The sequence below is a fragment of the Streptomyces sp. NPDC033136 genome, from assembly GCF_055578235.1.
Genome location: NZ_JBVIPD010000002.1, coordinates 424,781 through 442,981, shown reverse-complemented (window position 1 = coordinate 442,981; position 18,201 = coordinate 424,781). Strand labels below are relative to the sequence as shown.

Below are 18,201 nucleotides of genomic sequence, written 5' to 3'. Positions count from 1 at the left end.
CATGCGGCCCACGGCTGTCCGCGCACCCCGTACGGTGAGCCGCGTCCGGCGGCCGGCCGTGTCACCGGCCCGCCTGCTGATGGCCGCCCACCTCGTGCCGGCCGGCATCCTCACCGTGCTCTCCATGAGCGTCCCGGTGCTGCGGACGCCGCTGTGGGCCCTCATCGGCCTGTCGGGGGTGGCCGCCGTCGTCGGGGTGCGGGTCCACCGGCCCCCGCGCCCCCGGCCGTGGCTGGTGCTCGCCGCCGGGCTGCTGGCCTTCACCGCGGGCGAGACGTACCGTGCCGCCCAGGAGGTGTACTTCTCCGCGCCGCACCCGTTCCCCTCCCCGGCGGGCGCCTGCCACCTCGTGGCGTACGCCCTGTTCGCCGCTGGCCTGTCCGGTCTGGTGCGCTGCCGCTGGACGGGCCGTGACCTGCCCGCTCTGCTCGACACCCTGGTCATCACGGCCGGCCTCGCCCTGCCGGTGTGGGTGTACCTGCTGCAGCCGCTGGCCCGGCAGGAGGGACTCGCCTGGCAGCAGCGCCTGGTCAGCGTCGCCTACCCGCTCGGGGACGTCCTGCTGCTCGCCCTCCTCGTCCGGCTCCTCGCCCGCGGCCCCGGGCCGGGCGCCCGACGGTCCGTCCAGCTGCTCGTCCTGGGCTCCTGCGCCCTGTTCGGTGCCGACACCATCCGCGGCGTCCTCCAGCTCAAGGGCGCGTGGCAGGCGGGCACGCTGCCGGACGCCGGCTGGATCGTGTTCTGCACGGCGTGGGGCCTCGCCGCGCTGCATCCCTCCATGGCGCGGCTGACCGCCCCGGACTCCTCGTCACAGTCCCTGCTGCCGCCCCGGCGGCGGCTGTTGCTGCTCGCCGCCGCGACCCTGATCCCGCCCGCGATCCTCGTCCACGAGGAGAGCCTGGGCCTGGCCTACGACGCGACCGTGCTGGCCGCGTTCTCCGGGGCGCTGTTCCTGCTGGTGATCCTCCGGCTCGCCCTGATGGTCGTCGCGCACCGCCGGGCCATGACGCGAGAGCTGGCCCTGCGCACCGCGGCCGCGTCCCTGGTCGGCACGTTCTGGCCGACAGAGATCGAGCGGGTCTGCGACGACGCGGTCACCGCCCTGTTCGGGCCGCAGGGCCGGCACACGACCCTGCTGCTGTCGGCCGGGGAGGCCCAGGACCTGTACGCGCGACTGGCGCACCGCCCCGCCCGGGCCGACGGCCCCGGTGCCACGCGCGACGGGTCCGCCGAGGCGGCCCGGGGCCGCACCGTGATGGTCCCGGCCGATGCACTGGGGCCCGGGATCGCCGCCCGGCTCAATGAGCTGCCGACGGCCCTGCTCTGCCCCATGGTCCAGCCCGAGCGACCGGCCGGCGGCGAGTTGCCCGGAGCGCTGCTCGCGGCCGGCTCCGAGCGGCAACTCGCCGAAATGCGCGTCTCCTTGGAACTGCTCGCCTCGCACGCGGGGCTCGCGACGGAACGCATCGCGCTGCGGCGGGAGGTCATCCGCAAGGAGAACGAGGCGTACTTCCGCACCCTCGTGCACAACGCCTCGGACGTCATCCTCATCGTCGACGACGACACCACCGTCCGCTACGCCAGCCCGTCCGCGCCGAGCGTGTTCGGCAACGCGGAACTCACCGGCATCCGGCTGCCGGACCTGGTGGACCCCCGGGAACGGGACCGGGCCGTGCGGACCCTGGCCACCACGAGCGACGACGGCCCGCAGGAAGCGCACGACAACTGGCGGGTGCTGCGGGACACGGACCGCATCGAGGTGGAGGTGCGCTGCCGCGACCTGCGCCGGGACCCGACCGTGGGCGGCCTGGTCGTCACCTTGCGGGACGTCACCGAGCAGCGGCAGCTGGAGCACGAACTCACCCGGCGGGCCTTCCACGACTCCCTGACCGGCCTGCCCAACCGCGCCCTGCTGCTGGAGCGGACCGAACGCGCGCTGCGCCGGGGGCACCGGGAGTCGACGACCACCTGCCTGCTCTTCGTCGACCTGGACGACTTCAAGATCGTCAACGACACGCTCGGCCACTCGGTCGGCGACCGGCTGCTGTGCGCCGTCGCCGAGCGCCTGTCGGGGACGTTGCGCCGTACCGACACCGCGGCACGGCTCGGCGGCGACGAGTTCGCCGTACTGATGGAGGACGCGGAGCAGCCCCTCGACGCCGAAGTGCTGGCCGCCCACGTGGTCCGGACGCTGAGCAGGCCGTTCCATCTGGACGTGGAGACGGTGAGCGTCTCGGCCAGCGTGGGGGTGGCCACGGCGGAGGACAGCACGAACGCCGGGGACCTCCTGGCCCTGGCCGACCTGGCCCTCTACGCGGCCAAGACGTCCGGCAAGCGCGCCTGGCGCCGGTTCCATCCCCAGCAGCGGATCCGAGTGGTGGAGCGGCACGACCTGCGGGCGCGGCTCGACCAGGCCGTCGGCAACGAGCAGTTCGGCCTGCGCTATCAGCCGGTGGTGGACATCGTGCGCGGCGACGTCGTGGGTTTCGAGGCCCTGGTCCGCTGGCCGGAACTCGGACCCGCCCCGGTCCCGCCGGGGCAGTTCATCCCGCTCGCCGAGGAGACCGGGCACATCTCGGCGCTGGGCGCCTGGGTGCTGCGTAGGGCGACGGCCGACCTCGCCCGGCTCCAGCACCGCACGACGCGGCTCGAACCGCCGTATCCCAGTCCGCCGTATCTCAGTGTCAACGTGTCCGCCCGGCAGTGGCGGGACACGGGTTTCCTGGACGAGGTGTGCGCCGCGCTGGACACCACCGGCCTTGCCGCGGACACGCTGCTGCTGGAACTCACCGAGTCGGTGCTCATGCGGCGGACCGAGCAGATCGAGGCGCAGATCCAGGCGCTGAAGGACCGGGGGGTGCGCATCGCGGTCGACGACTTCGGCACCGGGTTCTCCTCGCTGCGCTATCTCCGGGACTTTCCCATCGATGTGTTGAAGATCGACAAGTCGTTCATCGACGGCATCCCGCAGGATCCCCAGCAGGTCGCCCTCGTCGAGGGCATCGTCCATCTCGCCGACACCCTGGGCCTCCAGGTGATCGCCGAGGGCATCGAGGAGGAGCCGCAGCAGAACCTGCTGGCGGACATCGGATGCCGGTACGGGCAGGGCTTCCTGTTCGCCCGGCCGATGACACTGGAGCAGGGCGAAGCCCTGCTGCGACAGCGGAACGACGGGCGGCGGGCGGCCTGGTGAGTCCGACGGGTGCGGACGGCCGGCCGAGGTCGGGAACCTCCGCCGTCAGCCCCGATCCCCCGGACCTCCGCCGTCAGCCCCGATCCCCCGGGCCTCCGGCTTCAGCTCCGGCCCGCGCCGCCTCCCCCCGGACGCCGGCGACAGGCCGAACGCCGTCTCCACCAGCGCGATATGGCTGAACGCCTTGGGCGCGTTGCCCAGTTGACGGCCCGTGTCCGGGTCCCACTGCTCGGCCAGCAGACCGACGTCGTTGCGGACGGCGAGGACCCGTCCGAAGACCTCCCGGGCCTCCTGCCGACGCCCGGTGGCGGCGAGGGCGTCGGCGTACCACAGGGAGCAGGAGACGAACGCGCCCTCGGCGCCGTCCGGCCGGTCGGGCCCGGTGCCGCTCTCGGCGTACCGCCAGAGGAAGCCGCCGTGCCCGAGCCCGCCGAGGGCACGCACCGTGCCGCGCACCCGCTCGTCACGGCCCGGCAGGAACCCGACCCGGGGGATGAGCAGCGTCGAGGCGTCGAGCCCCCGGGCGCCGTAGGACTGCACGAAGGACCGCTGGGCCGTGTCCCAGCCCTCCCGGCAGACCTGCCGGTGCACCTCCTCGCGCATCGCCCGCCACTGCCCGGAGGAGCCGTTGCGTCCGAGCAACTCGCCCATGCGCACGGCGCGGTCGGCTGCCACCCACGCCATGACCTTGGAGTGGACGAACTGGCGGCGCGGGCCGCCCACCCGCCACAGCCCCTGGTCCGGTTCCCGCCAGTGCCGCAGCAGGAACCCCATGAGCGACTCGACCAGTTCCCACACGTGGGCCGGCATCGGGATCCCGGCGCGCAGCGACAACCACAGCGTGTCCAGGACCTCGCCGTACACGTCCAGCTGGAAGCAGCCCACGGCCGAGGTGCCGAACCGCACGGGCCGGGAGCCCTCGTAGCCGGGCAGCCAGGGCGCCTCGGTCTCGGGCAGCAGCCGCTGGCCCTTGACGCCGTAGACGGACTGCAGGTCGGCGGGGTCACCGGCGACGGCCCGCACCAGCCAGTCCAGCCAGGCGGTGGCCTCGTCCCGGTATCCGCTGCGCAGCAGGCAGGACAGGGTCCGGGTGGAGTCGCGCAGCCAGCAGAACCGGTAGTCCCAGTTGTGCTCGCCGCCGATGGAGCCGGGCAGCGAGGTGGTGGGGGCGGCGACGATGGCGCCCGTGGGGGCGTAGGTGAGGGCCTTGAGGGTGATGAGGGACCGTACGACGGCGTCCCGCCACGGCCCCTGGTAGCGGCATCGGGCGGTCCAGCGGCGCCAGAAGCCGACGGTCTCCTTCAGGGCGGTCTCCGCCGGGACGGACAGCGGCATGGGAGGCGCGGACCGGTGCGAGGGCGTCCACCCCAGGGTGAGGGCCAGCCGGCGCCCGGCTGTGAGGGTGAACTCCCAGACCGTGGCGTCCTCGTGGCCCCGGCCCCGGCCCCGCACCCGGCCGTCGGCACCGAGCCAGACGGCGTCCGGGCCGGCGACCGCGACGGTGCAGTGGCCGACGTCCCGGACCCAGGGCACGACACGGCCCTGGTGGAAGCGGAGCCGCAGTTCGCTGCGCAGGTCCACCGTGCCCGACAGGCCCTCGACCAGGCGGACGACGCAGGGCACGTCGGCGCGCGGCGGCATGAGGTCGGTGACGCGCACCGTCCCGGTGGGGGTCTCCCACACGGAGTCGAGGACCAGCGTGTCGGCACGGTAGGAGCGGCGCGTGCAGCGGCCGCCGGAGACGGGGGCGATGCGCCAGCGTCCGTTGTCCTCGGTGCCCAGCAGGGCCGCCAGGCAGGCCGGGGAGTCGAAGCGGGGCAGGCAGAGCCAGTCGACCGATCCGTCCCGGCCGACCATGGCGGCCGTCTCCAGATCGCTGATGAGGGCGTAATCCTCGATGGGTGCGTTCATGATCGGGACTACGCCGCCGTGCACTTTGCCGCCTTCCACCCTACGCCGGACAAAGCGCCCGGCACAGGCCTCCCAGCCCCGGAAAGCGCACAGGCCTTGACCTCGGCGACAAAACCGGCAATATGTACGTATACGTCGTAAATATATGGCGTCTCCTCAAGGACGCCTCACCGGGAGACCCGGCATCATGAACGACACGCATCCCCTGACCGCGCACTCCTCCTTCATCGCCCGGGGCGACAGCAACGGCGCCGCGCGGACGGACCGCACCTCGCACCCCCAGCGCCGGGCCGGGGACCGCCCCCCGCCCCGGGCCACCGTGAGTCTGGTCGTCCCCGCCCGCAACGAGGCGCGCAACATCCCCTGGGTCTTCGAGCAGATCCCGGCCTGCGTCGACGAGGTCATCCTGGTCGACGGGGACTCCGTCGACTGCACGGTGCACATGGCGACCCGGTGCCTGCCGACCGTGCGCCACGTCGCGCAGAGCGGCCCCGGCAAGGGCAACGCCCTGCGCACCGGCTTCCTCTCCGCGACCGGCGACCACATCGTGATGATGGACGCGGACGGCAGCATGCTGCCCGGGGAGATCCCGCACTACCTGCACTTCCTCGACAACGGCTTCGACTTCGTCAAGGGCTCCAGGTTCATCGCCGGCGGCGGCTCGCTCGACATCACCCGGATCCGCCGGCTCGGCAACCAGGTGCTCCTGGCCGCCGTCAACCACCTCTACGACACCAAGCTGACGGACCTGTGCTACGGGTTCTGCGCCTTCCGCCGCGACTTCCTGGAGGACCTCGACCTGCACTCCTCCGGCTTCGAGATCGAGACCGAGATGATCGCCCACGCCCTGCGCTCGGGCCTGCGCATCGCCGAGGTCCCGAGCCTCGAACTGCCGCGGCGCAGCGGGCGTTCTCATCTGCACGCGATATCGGACGGCCGACGGGTGCTGCGGACGCTGCTGTCCGAGCGGCCCGGGGCCCGATCCGCCGCGCGGGCCGGAGGGATCCCGGCGTGAGCGTCACCCGGCATCCGGCCGCCGCCGCACGCCGCCCGGGAACGGATCCGGGCCCGGCCGGGCCGGCGTACGCGCCGGTCCGGGTCGTCGACATGGATCTGGCGCGGCCGTACGTCTTCCGTCCGCCCGGCGGCCCGGGACCGATCCGCCCGACGGCGCCGGTGCTGGCCCTGGTGCGGCTGCGCGGCCGGCCCCTGGGTCTGGTCAGGGCGGCCGGAGCGGAGGGCGGCGCACCCGAGGACCTGTGGCGGTCGGTGGCGGACACGGCCCGGCGGCGGTTTCCGCTCCCGCGCACGGGATCTCCCGCCCGGGCACCCGCGCTCGCCCCGCCGTCCATCACCGTGATCATCGCGACGCACAACCGGCCGGCGATGCTACGGGAGTGCCTGAACTCCCTGCTGCGCGTGGACTACCGGGACTTCGAGGTCATCGTCGTGGACAACGCCCCGGCCAACGACGCGGCCGAGCGGCTGGTCCGCGACGCGTACGGGGGCCTGGTCCGCTACGTCCGGGAGCCCGTGGCGGGCCTGGCCCGCGCGCACAACCGGGGGCTGGCCGCCGCCCGCGGCGAGATCGCCGCCTTCACCGACGACGACACCCTGGTCGACCCGGGCTGGCTCGCCGCGATCGCGGAGGGCTTCGCCCAGGATCCGGGCATCGGCTGCGTCACCGGGCTCATCGTCCCGGCCGAACTGGAGACGGCCGCCCAGGCGGCCCTGGAACTCCACGGCGGCTTCGCCAAGGGGTACGCGCCGCGCGTCTGGTCCCTGCGCCAACCGCCGCAGGAACCGTTGTTCCCCTTCACGGCGGGACGCTTCGGCTCCGGCACCAACATGGCCTTCCGGACCGCCACGCTGCGGGCGCTGGGCGGCTTCGACCCGGCCACGGGCACGGGAACCCCGGCTCGCGGCGGCGACGACCTGCTCGCCTTCTTCCGGGTCCTGACCGCGGGGCAGGCGCTGGCCTACCAGCCCGGCGCGATCGTCTGGCACCGACACCGCCGCACCCGGGACGCCCTGGACGCCCAGGCGTTCGGCTACGGGGCCGGGCTCGGCGCGTACCTCACCGGCGCCCTGGTGAACGACCCCCGCATGATCCCGGCCCTGCTGCGCAGGCTGCCCCGGGGCATCCGGTACGCCCTGGCCCAGGCGCACCGCAAGGCGGAGGCGGACCCCACGCGGTCGCGACGGCTCGCCCGCATGGAACTGCGAGGCCTGCTGTACGGGCCGGTCGGCTATCTGCGCAGCCGCCGCCGGATCCGCGGCGGTCCGGTCTGAGGAGGGGCCGTGTACGTGTCCCAGGAGACAGCCGGCCCGCCCGAGGCCATGGGGACATCCGGCCGGGGGCGAACGCTGACGGCGGTGCGCACCGGGATCGCCCGCGTCCTGCCCAGCGAGCCCCTGGTGCGCAACGGCCATCTGCTGGCGGTCAGTTCCCTGGTCAACGCCGGAGTCGGCGCGATCTTCTGGCTGTTCGCCACCCACTGGTACGACGACGAGGTCGTGGGCGTGAGCTACTCCGCCCTGTCCGCGTCCCTGCTGCTGGCGAACATCGGCCAGCTCAACCTCAACGACTTCCTGATCCGGTTCCTGCCCTGCTCCGGACGGCAGACCCGCAGACTGCTGCTCACCTGCTACGCGGTGACCGCCTCGTGGAGCGCCGTGGTCTGCCTCGTCTTCGTGCTCCTCGTGCCCGCCCTCTCGCCCGAACTGGCCTTCCTGCGGGACCCCCTGGTCGCCGTCTGGTTCGTGGCGGCGACCGCCGCGTACACCATCTTCGTCCTGCAGGACGGAGCGCTGACGGCGATGCGCCGCCCGGGCTGGGTGGTGGCGGAGAACATGGTCTTCGCCCTCGTCAAGATCCTGCTGCTGGCCGGCGGTGCCCTCCTGGCCCTGAGGACCGGGATCCTGCTGTCCTGGGCGGGAGCCCTGCTCGTCTCCCTCCTCGTGGCCAACTACCTCCTGCTGCGGCGGGCGGTGCCGCGCCACGAGCGGGAGAACCCCGAGGCCGTGCGCCCGCCGCGGCTGCTGAGCTACGCGGCGGCCGACTACACGGGCTCCCTGTTCCGGATGGCCGCCTACACGCTCGTGCCGCTGATGGTGCTGAGCGCCCTCGGGGCGGAGCAGAGCGCCTACTTCTCCCTCGCCTGGATCATCGGCTACGTGCTGTTCCTGGTGGTGCGCAACATGGGCAGCTCGCTGGTCGTAGAGGCCGTACGCCGCCCCGAACGGCTCGCGGAGCACGGGCTGCGGGTGCTGCGCCACTCCGGGATGATGCTGGCCGCCGGTGTCGCCGTGATCGTCGCGGGGGCCCCGTGGATCCTTCGGCTGTTCGGGCCCGGCTACGCCGAGCACGGCACCACCCCGCTGCGTCTGCTGGCCCTGGCCGCACTGCCCAACCTGGTGTTCAGCGTGGCCGTGGACGTGCTGCGGGCCCGGCGCCGCATGCGCCTGGTGGTCGGGCTCCAGATCGCCCTGTGCGTGCTGGTCCTCGGACTGGTCCAGCTGCTGCTGCCGGTGCTGGGGGTGACGGGCGCGGGCGTCGCCTGGCTGGCGGCGGAGTGCCTGATCGCCGCGCCCCTGCTGATCTGGCGGTCCCGCTGGCTGGTCTCCGCTTCCGGGAGCACGTCATGACCTCCGGGAGAACCTCATGAACACCACACCGAGCCTCTCGGTCGTCGTGTGCGCCTACACGCTCGACCGCTGGGAGGACCTGCAGGCCGCCATCACCTCCGTGCAGTCCCAGCGCCGCCCGCCGGACGACGTGGTGCTGGTCGTCGACCACTGCCCGGAGCTCCACCGGCTCGCCGCCCGCCTGCTGCACGGCGTCCGGGTGCTGCCCAACCAGCACCGCAAGGGTCTGTCCGGCGCCCGGAACACGGGCGTCGAGGCGGCCGTCGGGGACGTGGTGGCCTTCCTGGACGACGACGCGACCGCGCACCCCTCATGGACGGACCGCCTGCTGACCGACTATCGCGACCCGCGGGTCGCCGGCGTCGGCGGGCTCGTGGTCCCCTGGTGGGAGACGGGCCGGCCCGCCTGGTTCCCCCCGGAGTTCGACTGGGTGGTCGGCTGCTCGTACCGCGGTCTGCCCGAGGAGCGCGCGCCGGTACGCAACTTCATCGGGGCCAACATGTCCTTCCGCAAGGACGCGCTCGACACGGCCGGCGGTTTCCGCACGGACCTGGGGCGGGTGGGTACACGGCCGCTGGGCTGCGAGGAGACGGAACTGTGCCTGCGCATCAGCTCCCGCCGCCCGGCCGCCGTGCTGCTCCACGAGCCCTCGGCCGCCGTCCGGCACCGGGTCCCCGCGGCACGCGCCACGTGGTCGTACTTCCGGTCGCGCTGCTACGCCGAGGGACTCTCCAAGGCCCTGGTGGCCCGGTGCGGCGGCGGCCCCGCCGCCCTGTCCAGCGAGCGCGCCTACCTCACGACGAGCATTCCGCGCGCCTTCCGCGAGGCCCTGCGCCGGGGCCGGCCCGCTCCGGTGCGTACCGCCGCCGCCCTGGCCCTCGGTGTCGCCGCCACCGGCCTGGGCTACGCCGTGGGCGCTGTGCGCGCCCGGCACTCCGCCGCCCCCGTCCCCGTCGCCGCAGGACCGGCCTGCCGCGCGCCGGTGAAGGGGAGCCCGGTATGACGTGCCAGCCCGTCCCCGTCTTCCTGTACCACTCGGTGTCCGCCGACCCGCCCTCGTGGATCGCCCCGTTCACCGTGGGCCCGCGTGTCTTCGCCGAGCAGCTCGACCTGCTCGCGGACCACGGTCTGGAGGTCGTCCCGCTGCGGCGCCTGGTCGCCGCGCTGCGCGGGGGTCCGCCGCTGCCCTCCCGGTCGGCCGTGCTGACCTTCGACGACGGGTTCGCCGACTTCCACTCCACCGTGGCGCCGCTGCTCGCCGCCCGGAGCCTGCCGGCGACCCTCTACGTCACCACCGGAGCTCTGGGCGGTCCGTCCTGGCCATCGGAGCACGGCAGTCTCCTCCCGCCCGCGCCGATGCTGAGCTGGCGCCAGGTGCGGGAGCTGGACCCGCTCGTCGAGATCGGCGGGCACACCCGGAGCCATCCGCAGCTGGACGCGCTCCCCCGGCGGGCCGCGAGGGAGGAGGTCGAGGGCTGCAAGGCCCGTCTGGAGGACGCTCTCGGGCATCGCGTCGACGCCTTCGCCTACCCCCACGGCTACTCCGACCGCGCGGTCCGCCGCCTGGTGGACGAGGCGGGCTGGACCTCGGCGACGGCCGTTCGGTACGGCTTCAGCTCCGGCGCGGACGACGTGCTGCGCATCGCCCGGCTGATGGTGCGCGCCGACACCGCCCGGGACCGGTTCCTGGCCTGGCTCCAGGGCGCGGGCGCGCCGGTGGCGCCGTTCCCCGAGCGGGCCCGGACCAGGGCCTGGCGGGGCTACCGGCGACTGCGGGCCGGCATCAACCACCCCTACCCGGCGCTGCCCACCCCCGCCCGCTGACCGTCCCTCACTCCTGCCAGATCCGCACCCAGTCCACCGTCATCCGGGCCGAGTCCACCGACGGGGGCGGTGACCGGGGCACTCCGACGGCCAGGTTGATCAGGACCTCCATGGGCACGTGGGGGACCCGCTCGGGCTCGGTCACGCGGAACCTGCGGACACCGTCGACGTACCAGCTCACCTCGTCGGGGGTCCAGAGCATGCCGAAGACGTGATGCCTCTCCGGGAACGGAACGGGCCCGAAACTCTCCCGCGCCCGCTGGTCGCCCTCCGGGCTGCGCCAGTGCACGTACATCATGACCCGGTCCGTGCGCTCGAGGAACTCCATGATGTCCAGCTCGGGGGGTGTGAACTTGGACGCCGGCATCATCCAGAACGCGGGGAACATGCCCTCCTGGGCGGGGATCCTGATGGACGCCTCGAAGTATCCGTACGTGAAGACGTGCCGGGGTTCGCCGTACCAGTCGTCCCGGCCGGTCGAGATCATGCCGGACCGCCAGGGATAGGTCTCGTCGTCACTGCCGCGTGTGGAGCGCCGCTCCGCGTCCAGTCTCAGGTGCCCGTCGCCGACGGAGACCTGGCCGGGCAGGTACCACTGCTCCTCGTCGTTGCCGCTGTTGGTGCACCCGTCCTCGTTCCAGTCGTAACAGGTCGCCCAGCGGTCGGTGTCGAGTTGCGAGCCGTCGAACTCGTCGCGGAAGGACAGCTTCCAGTCCTGCGGAACGGGCCTCGGCCTGGGGGGTGCCTCGGAGTCGGTGGCGCCGCAGCCCACGGTCAGCACCAGCGTCGTCGCCAGGGCGGCCAGGGCGGCTCGCAGCCGTCGCGCGGGCACGGGGATCACCGCCGTTTCCCGGCCGCGACGGCGGCGGTGAGGCGGCGCGCGGCGAAGCCGGTGCCGGCGACGAACCGCATCAGCGGCCCGAAACTCGGGGCCGCGGCGAGTCCGGTGAAGTAGAGGCCGGGCATGGAGGACTCGAACCCGGAGGTGAGCACCGGCGCCCCGGCGAACACCCGCAGCGACCGCCTGAGGCCGGGCTCCAGCAGGTCCAGGCGGCGCACGTCGACCCGGTAGCCGGTGGCGGCCAGGACGTGGTCGACCACGAGGTCCTCGGGCCGGCCGTGCTGGTCGAGCAGCCGCAGGCGGACCACCCCGTAGCCCGGCTCGGCGGCGACCAGCGTACGGCCGCACAGCACCGGGAACCGGTCCGCCGCCCGCTCCTTCAGCCACCAGGCGCCGGACGGTCTCGGTACGGCGCGCAGCACCTCCATGCGCAGCGGTGCCGGGAGCAGACGACAGGCCGCTCCGGCGTGGCTGACGGCGCCCAGCAGCGGGTGGCCGGGCAGCCAGGAACGGACGCCCGCTCCGTTCGGCGGCGGGGGGTCGTAGAGCACAGCCGGCGTGCGGGCGACGACGGTGGGCCGGGCTTTGCCCTCGTACAGCAGCGTCGCGCACTCGAGCGCGGACTGCCCGGACCCCAGGACCGCCACCCGCTCCCCCGCGAAGCGGCTCAGGTCCGTGTGCTCGCTGCTGTGCGAGACGAGGCCCCGCCCGGTGCACGCGTGCACCTTCCGCGGTACGCAGGCGAAGGGCACCGCGCCGGTGGCGAGCACCACGGAGGCGGCGAGCGGTTCCTCGCCGGTGTCGAGGAGCAGCCGGAAGCCACCGTCGGCGGCCCGGATCCGGCGCACCCGGCAGGGCTCCACCTCAGGCACCTGGTGCTCCTGGAACCAGCGGCCGTAGGCGACGTACTCCGCCAGCGGCACCGGCCGCTGGTCGTCCGCCCGGGCCGGCCCCCTGGCCGCTCGGCAGTCCGTGAACCCGTAGCCGGGCTGCGGGGCCGCGATGGCGGAGGCGGCCGGGGCGGTCAGCAGGAGCATGCCGTCGGGCATGTGCGTCCGCCACGGCTCCATCGGCTGCCCGAACACGCGCGGCCGCATTCCGGCGGCGCGCAGATGGCACGCGGTGGCCAGGCCGTACGGTCCGGCACCGACGACGGCGACGGCGACGCGGTCGCCCGGCCGGGCCGGACCGCGCGAGGCGCCGGGCCGTTCGCCGGAAACCGGCCGGACCGTGGCGCCCGAGCCGTACGCGGTGCCCGTCCTGGGAGCGGGCCGGGTGCGGGGGGCCGACGGGGCGTCGTCCGGGCCGGTGCGCCGCGCGCCGGGACGGCGGCTGCCGGGTGTGGGCAGCAGCGCGAGGAGCGAGGTCATGGCCGCCAGGGTGATGATCACGCGTGTGGTGGTGAAGGAGTCGCTGAGGTAGAACGGCTGCGCCGTGAGGACCGCCAGGCACAGGCTGAGCGCCACGGCCAGGAACGCGGTCTCCACCACGAACGGCGAGCCCCGGTCGTGCCAGGGCGTCGGCCTGGCCCACCGCGTGGCCGCGGCCCCCGGGCACAGCAGCAGGAACGCGCAGACGGCCAGCAGGCGCGGGACGCCCGCGTCCGGCAGGGCCAGGCTCGCGGCGAGCGCGAGCCAGCCGGACAGCGCGAGCGTGATGCGCAGTGGCCATCTCCAGCGCGGCGGAAGGCTGGTGGGGAGCGTGGTCATGGCGCCTCCCCCGCGTCGGGGTTCTGGTACCGGTAGACCACGGCGTCCTGGTTGCGGAACACCTGCACGAACCCCCAGGTGTTCGACATCGCGGTGTCCATGCGCCGCATGGTGTCGGCAGGAAGGGTGCCGTTGAGGTAGCACTCGGCGGCCTGGGCGCGGCTGAGCACGATGTAGGCGGGTTCGCGGACCGTGGCACCGTCGATGAACGGCTCCAGCCCCTCGACCGGGTCGTCCACCAGCCGCTGCCGGACCGCGACTTCCTGCTCGTTGAGCTGGATCCGCGGATGTCTGTCGTAGTTCATCTCCAGGCCGGGCACATCGGAGGTGAGGGAGACGATCAGCGAGCCGGGAGGCGTGGTGGCCGTGACGAAGCGGGTGGCGGCCACCTCGTCCTTGGTGAAGTGGTTCGCCGCCTCCTTGCCGTAGTAGCCGAACAGCAGCCCGCCGAGCATCGCCGGCAGCAGCGGGGCGACCACGAACACGCGCAGCCGTGGGTGCCTGCGGGATTCGAACAGCAGTGCCGAGATGAGGAGGGCGGCGGCGGGCAGCGCGAACAGATAGGCGCGGAAGATCATCTCGCCGCCGTAGGAGTTCGCGATCAGGACCGGCATCGGGGCCAGGACGAGCAGCGGCATGCCCGTACGGCGGGTCCAGCGCCGCACGACGAACGCCAGGGCCGCCAGCAGGAACACGGCAGCGGACAGGCCCCGGTCGACCCAGGAGACCGTCACCTGCCCGGGGGCGGCGGCGCCCAGGGCCGCGAGCCCCGAGACCACGTTGGAGTCCGGCTCCAGCAGCGCGCTCACGAACTCGCTCAGATTCGCCGAGAGGAACGGCCGCGCCACGGTGGTGTCCCAGAGCAGGGTGAGGAGGACCCCGGCGCCCAGCACCGGCAGCAGCACGCGTCTGTTGCGGCGCGGCAGCGACAGCGCGACCAGGGCGCTGACCATCATCAGCGGGGTCAGCGGGTGGGAGCAGACGATCACCGCCATGATCAGCACGACGAGCAGGTACCGGCCGACGGGCCAGGCTCTGTCCCGGGAGCCCGGTGGTCGCTCCGCCCAGGCCCGCAACTGCCCCATCACCAGGGCGATCAGCGTGACGAACAGCAGGAACGCGAACGCCTGGGGCGCGAAGTAGTCCTGTCCCACCCACGAGCAGGAGTAGAAGATCCAGACGGCTCCCCACACGAGTCTGCGGTCGGTGGTCACGGCCCGGTAGGTCAGCAGGAGCGGGGCGAGCAGCAGGACGTTGTTGACGGGCGGGGCCCACACCGCGTAGCCGAGCGACGACTCCAGGCCGGTGGCCCGCACCACCAGCGCGTTGAGGTGGAAGAAGCCCGGCCACTGGTCGTAGACGTCGAGTTTCTCCGCGCCGGGCACACTGCCGTCGTTGCGGATCATGGCGTCGACGACCGCGACGTGCTTCCACGCCCAGCCGTAGCGGAGGGTGGGATACAGCAGGGCCGGCGTGGCGTGCAGGATCGCGATCAGGCCGAGGACGTAGGCGGCGAACCAGCCGCCCCGGGTCCGCCGGTCGGACAGGGCCACGCAGAAGCCGAGGACGAGCACACCAAGGGCGATCCAGAAGAGCACCGGCAGCACCTGGAGCAGGCCCAGGTCGGTCATGGCGTTCAGGTTCACGTGGCGCAGGGACAGCAGCCACAGGACGAGCGCGACGGGCAGCACGGCGCGCACCGCCCACTGTGGTGCCGTCGTGCGCCTCCGGCCGGGCGGCACCACCGGCGCTTCCCCGGATCGCCGCGTCTCGGCGGTGGCACGCGGCGCCCACTGACGCGTCGTCAGCGGCGAACGGTTGCCCATGGAGATGCCTCCCGCACAGCGGGTGGGACGACCGGGCCGTGGAGCGCCTGCCGCGGCGCTTCCCTCATCTGCACACACCAGCGATGCAAACCGGCCAAAATGCGGCATTAGTGCTAAAAGTTACGTTACTGCCGTTTTGTGCGCCCGGCAGCGCGGATGGACCGACCGCCGGAGGAGAGCAGTGACGCCACGAGTGATGACACCGCCCAGGCCGCCGCACCGCCTGCGAAAGCCGCTCATCGCCGCGTCGGCCGTCCTCGCCGCGCTCCTGCCGGTGGCGGGCTGCGGTTCGCCGGGCCAGAGCGACGGCGTCCCCAGGCCCGACCACATCGTGGTGGTCGTCGAGGAGAACCGCGGCTACGAGGACATCATCGGCTCGCCCGATGCCCCGTTCATCAACGAACTGGCCCGCAAGGGCGCCAACCTCACCCAGTTCTTCGCCATCACCTATCCGAGCCAGCCGAACTATCTGGCCCTGTTCTCCGGTTCCACCCAGGGCGTCGGCAACGACTGCCCGAACGACTTCTCGTCCCGCAACCTCGGCTCCCAGCTGCTGCAGGCCGACCTGACGTTCACCGGCTACGCGGAGAGCCTGCCGAGGGTCGGCTTCAAGGACTGCACCAGCGGCCCGTACGTACGCCGGCACGCGCCATGGGTGAACTTCACGAATCTGCCGGACTCCGTCAACCGCCCGTGGACGGACTTCCCCGAGGACTTCTCGGACCTGCCGCACGTCTCCTTCGTCGTACCGAACCTCGACAACGACATGCACGACGGCGGCATCGAACGCGGCGACGCATGGCTGCGGAAGAACCTCGGCGACTACGCCGAGTGGGCGATGACCCACAACAGCGTCCTCGTGGTCACCTGGGACGAGGACGAGGGCGGCGAGGACGAGGACAACCACATCCCGACCGTCGTCGTCGGCGAGCAGGTGGAGCCGGGCGCACACGACCAGCCGAACAACCTGTACGGCCTGCTCCGCACCATCCTCGACGCCTACGACCTCGACCCGCTCGGGCACAGCGCCGAGGCCGAGCCCCTGGACATCTGGAAGGGCGACGGCTGACCGGCACCCTCAGGCGTCCTGAAAGCGGATCACGCGCTTGACGGCCGTCCGCAGTCCGCGTTCGGCCGCGGAGACGGGCAGCCGTTCCCGCGAGAAACGCGGAGAGGAGCCGGGCACCGCTCCGAAGCCCGCCTTGTAGTGCTCCAATGAGGATCCCGGGGCGGACTCACCCATGTCGTAGTACCGGCAGCCCTGCTCGCACGCCTCCTCGATGGCCAGCTTGTTCAGCAGGGAGCCGGCCCCGGCCGGATGGGCCACGTCCCGGTTCATCGCCGCCCGCCAGAACTTGGCGTGAGAACCGTGCCGCAGGACGACGATGGACGCCGCAGGCTCACCGTCGCGCCGGACCACCCAGATCGCGCAGGACTCGCCGAACCGGGCGGCCACTGCGGCCAGGCGCCCCGTGGGGAACTCCCTCCTCCTGCGCCACCGGGCCAGCGCCAACGGCTCGTGCTGCTGCCTGGCCCAACGCTCGATCGACTGGTCGTACAGCTGCTGGAAGACGGGGGCGAGCCTGCCAGTGCGGTCCACCTCCACGTCGAGGTGCGCCTTCTCGGCATGTCTGATGTCACGCCGGGCCCGTTTGTGGAAGACGTGCTGCCATACGGCGCCGAAGCCGCCGTCGAGGTCCACCACCTGGGTCATGTGGGACTCCAGCCGGAAATTCCCCGGAGCGGCCCGCTGCCACAGCTCGGCGTCCCACGGCCGGAAGCGCACACCGACCCGCAGGGCAGGCCGGCGCGCCAGGTCGTCGAAGAGCGCCCGTGCCTTCTCAGGGCCTACGCGCCCCGACGCCACCGGCCCACCGATTCCCCAGCCGGCCGGCCAGGACTCCTCCGTGTCGAGCCGTCCTGGTCGTCGCCCTCTGTTGACGAGGGGGAGCACGATCCGGCCGCCGTCGTCGAACCGGTAGAGCCGACTGGCGTCCCGGTAGGGCCCCGTGTCGCACAGGCAGTCGAGCCAGGTCGGTGTCTGTGTGACGCAGTTGCCCGGGTCCTGCGCGGCCAGTTCCCACCAGGTGTCGCGGGGCGCGGGAGTCGTGATGTGCGCGGGGCCCGCAGCCGTGTCGATCAGGAATTCAGCGGGTGTGTTCACGATCTTCTCCAGCGGGATCCTGGGCTGTGCGGCTTCTGGTGTGCCAGCACCTCGCTGAGCACGGACACGATGTTGTCGGCGACCCACCGGTGGCTGCGCCCGTACCGGGCCGACTTCTCCACGTTCCCCGCCACGTGCCACAGCCAGGTCAGCAACGTGAACGCGGCCTCCGCCCCGGGGCCGGGCGCCAGCGCCCCCGACTCGGCAAGCAGCCGTCGGTCCTCGGACAGGAGGGAAGCACTCCGGACCACATCGGCGACGACCTCTCCGAACTCCCGTCCGCCGAGTTGGTGCCGCATGGTCAGCACGAAGGTGTGGCAGTCGAGTACGGCCGGGCCGTCGGGGACGGCGCCCGCCCAGTCGATCACCCCGGAAAGGGTGCCCTGGCCGTCCGTCAGCAGCACGTTTCCGGGGTGGAAGTCGCCGTGCGTCCAGGCCACCAGCAGCCGGCGCCCGGCCAGTGCGTGGTCCACCTGCTCACGCACCGCCGCCAGCGCTTCCGCTCCCTCGCCCCGGCGGCACCAGCGGACCTCCTCGGCGAGTACGGCCAGCCGGGGTTCCACCCACCCGGCCACCCGGGGTGTCACCTCCTCCGTCCGGCCGGTGGCGAGGTGCAGTTCGCGGATCGCCGCGAGGGCGGACGCGGTGACCCGGCGGGCCAGCCCCGGGGAGCGCCGCAGCAGCGCATCGGCCTCGACGCCCGGCAGGCAGGACTCCACCAGCACCGGCAGCGGCCCTTCCAGTCGGTGCTCCTCCACCGACGGAAGGAGCCGCCGCCACGACCCGAGCCGCTCGTCCCGGGCCAGCCGCCGCACGGCCGCGCACTCGTGCTCCAGCGAGGCGGCCGCGCGTGCGCTGCGGGGGTGCTTGACCAGGGCGGGCGCCGTGCCGCCGCCGTCGAGCCGGAAGACCAGGAGGTCGGAGAAGGTGCGCCGGGGCCTGTGCGGCTCACCGTCGGGGTCCAGCGAGTCCGCGAGCCTGCGCGCCGCCAGGGCGTCGGCGGGACGCGTCAGGAGGCCGGCGGGACGCAACGGCAGGAAACCCCTCAGCTCCTCGGTGAACGTCATCCGGCACTCCCTCCAGCC

At 73.2% G+C, this 18,201-nt stretch carries 13 protein-coding genes; 7 read left to right on the top strand and 6 right to left on the bottom strand.

Annotation, left to right across the window (positions count from 1 at the left end; genetic code table 11):
- The first annotated feature begins 1 nt into the window (after position 1).
- Positions 2–3,193, top strand: a complete 3,192-nt coding sequence (locus tag ACZ5TL_RS05180) for a putative bifunctional diguanylate cyclase/phosphodiesterase (protein ID WP_468587805.1) — start codon at positions 2–4, stop codon at positions 3,191–3,193.
- Between the two features lie 45 nt (positions 3,194–3,238).
- Here the strand turns inward: ACZ5TL_RS05180 and ACZ5TL_RS05175 are convergent, their stop codons facing one another.
- On the bottom strand, positions 3,239–5,104 hold the full coding sequence (locus ACZ5TL_RS05175; protein ID WP_468587803.1) for a glycoside hydrolase family 15 protein: 1,866 nt from the start codon (positions 5,102–5,104) through the stop codon (positions 3,239–3,241).
- 187 nt (positions 5,105–5,291) lie between these two features.
- Here ACZ5TL_RS05175 and ACZ5TL_RS05170 point away from each other — a divergent pair, with 187 nt between their 5' ends.
- From ACZ5TL_RS05170 to ACZ5TL_RS05150, 5 genes are read left to right on the top strand one after another with little or no spacing between them, the layout of a single operon-like run.
- The gene (locus ACZ5TL_RS05170; protein ID WP_468587801.1) at positions 5,292–6,119 is read left to right on the top strand and encodes a glycosyltransferase family 2 protein; all 828 of its coding nucleotides are present in this window, start codon (positions 5,292–5,294) and stop codon (positions 6,117–6,119) included.
- A complete protein-coding gene (locus ACZ5TL_RS05165; RefSeq protein ID WP_468587799.1) occupies positions 6,116–7,396 on the top strand; it encodes a glycosyltransferase family 2 protein in 1,281 nt (426 codons plus the stop codon). Before ACZ5TL_RS05170 ends, ACZ5TL_RS05165 begins: the two co-directional genes overlap by 4 nt.
- 15 nt (positions 7,397–7,411) lie before the next feature.
- Positions 7,412–8,752, top strand: a complete 1,341-nt coding sequence (locus ACZ5TL_RS05160) for a lipopolysaccharide biosynthesis protein (protein WP_468587797.1) — start codon at positions 7,412–7,414, stop codon at positions 8,750–8,752.
- A 16-nt stretch (positions 8,753–8,768) separates the two neighbouring features.
- The gene (locus ACZ5TL_RS05155) at positions 8,769–9,755 is read left to right on the top strand and encodes a glycosyltransferase family 2 protein (RefSeq protein ID WP_468587795.1); all 987 of its coding nucleotides are present in this window, start codon (positions 8,769–8,771) and stop codon (positions 9,753–9,755) included.
- On the top strand, positions 9,752–10,576 hold the full coding sequence (locus ACZ5TL_RS05150) for a polysaccharide deacetylase family protein (RefSeq protein ID WP_468587793.1): 825 nt from the start codon (positions 9,752–9,754) through the stop codon (positions 10,574–10,576). The genes ACZ5TL_RS05155 and ACZ5TL_RS05150 overlap by 4 nt, the downstream gene beginning before the upstream one ends.
- A gap of 7 nt (positions 10,577–10,583) precedes the next feature.
- On the opposite strand, the gene ACZ5TL_RS05145 is transcribed toward ACZ5TL_RS05150, so the two are convergent.
- From ACZ5TL_RS05145 to ACZ5TL_RS05135, 3 genes are read right to left on the bottom strand one after another with little or no spacing between them, the layout of a single operon-like run.
- Positions 10,584–11,417 carry a glycoside hydrolase family 16 protein gene (locus ACZ5TL_RS05145; RefSeq protein ID WP_468587791.1) on the bottom strand — a complete coding sequence of 278 codons (834 nt, stop codon included), beginning with the start codon at positions 11,415–11,417 and terminating at the stop codon, positions 10,584–10,586.
- Positions 11,414–13,126: an NAD(P)-binding domain-containing protein gene (locus tag ACZ5TL_RS05140; protein ID WP_468587789.1), complete on the bottom strand. Its 1,713-nt coding sequence runs from the start codon at positions 13,124–13,126 to the stop codon at positions 11,414–11,416. Before ACZ5TL_RS05140 ends, ACZ5TL_RS05145 begins: the two co-directional genes overlap by 4 nt.
- Positions 13,123–14,952 carry a glycosyltransferase gene (locus tag ACZ5TL_RS05135; RefSeq protein WP_468587787.1) on the bottom strand — a complete coding sequence of 610 codons (1,830 nt, stop codon included), beginning with the start codon at positions 14,950–14,952 and terminating at the stop codon, positions 13,123–13,125. The genes ACZ5TL_RS05140 and ACZ5TL_RS05135 overlap by 4 nt, the downstream gene beginning before the upstream one ends.
- 181 nt (positions 14,953–15,133) lie before the next feature.
- Between ACZ5TL_RS05135 and ACZ5TL_RS05130 the strand changes: the two genes are divergently transcribed.
- Complete coding sequence (locus tag ACZ5TL_RS05130) at positions 15,134–16,021, top strand: alkaline phosphatase family protein (RefSeq protein WP_468587785.1); 888 nt, start codon at positions 15,134–15,136, stop codon at positions 16,019–16,021.
- A 9-nt stretch (positions 16,022–16,030) separates the two neighbouring features.
- On the opposite strand, the gene ACZ5TL_RS05125 is transcribed toward ACZ5TL_RS05130, so the two are convergent.
- Positions 16,031–17,116: a GNAT family N-acetyltransferase gene (locus ACZ5TL_RS05125; protein WP_468587783.1), complete on the bottom strand. Its 1,086-nt coding sequence runs from the start codon at positions 17,114–17,116 to the stop codon at positions 16,031–16,033.
- Positions 17,113–18,183 carry a phosphotransferase family protein gene (locus ACZ5TL_RS05120; protein ID WP_468587781.1) on the bottom strand — a complete coding sequence of 357 codons (1,071 nt, stop codon included), beginning with the start codon at positions 18,181–18,183 and terminating at the stop codon, positions 17,113–17,115. The genes ACZ5TL_RS05125 and ACZ5TL_RS05120 overlap by 4 nt, the downstream gene beginning before the upstream one ends.
- Between the last annotated feature and the right edge of the window lie 18 nt (positions 18,184–18,201).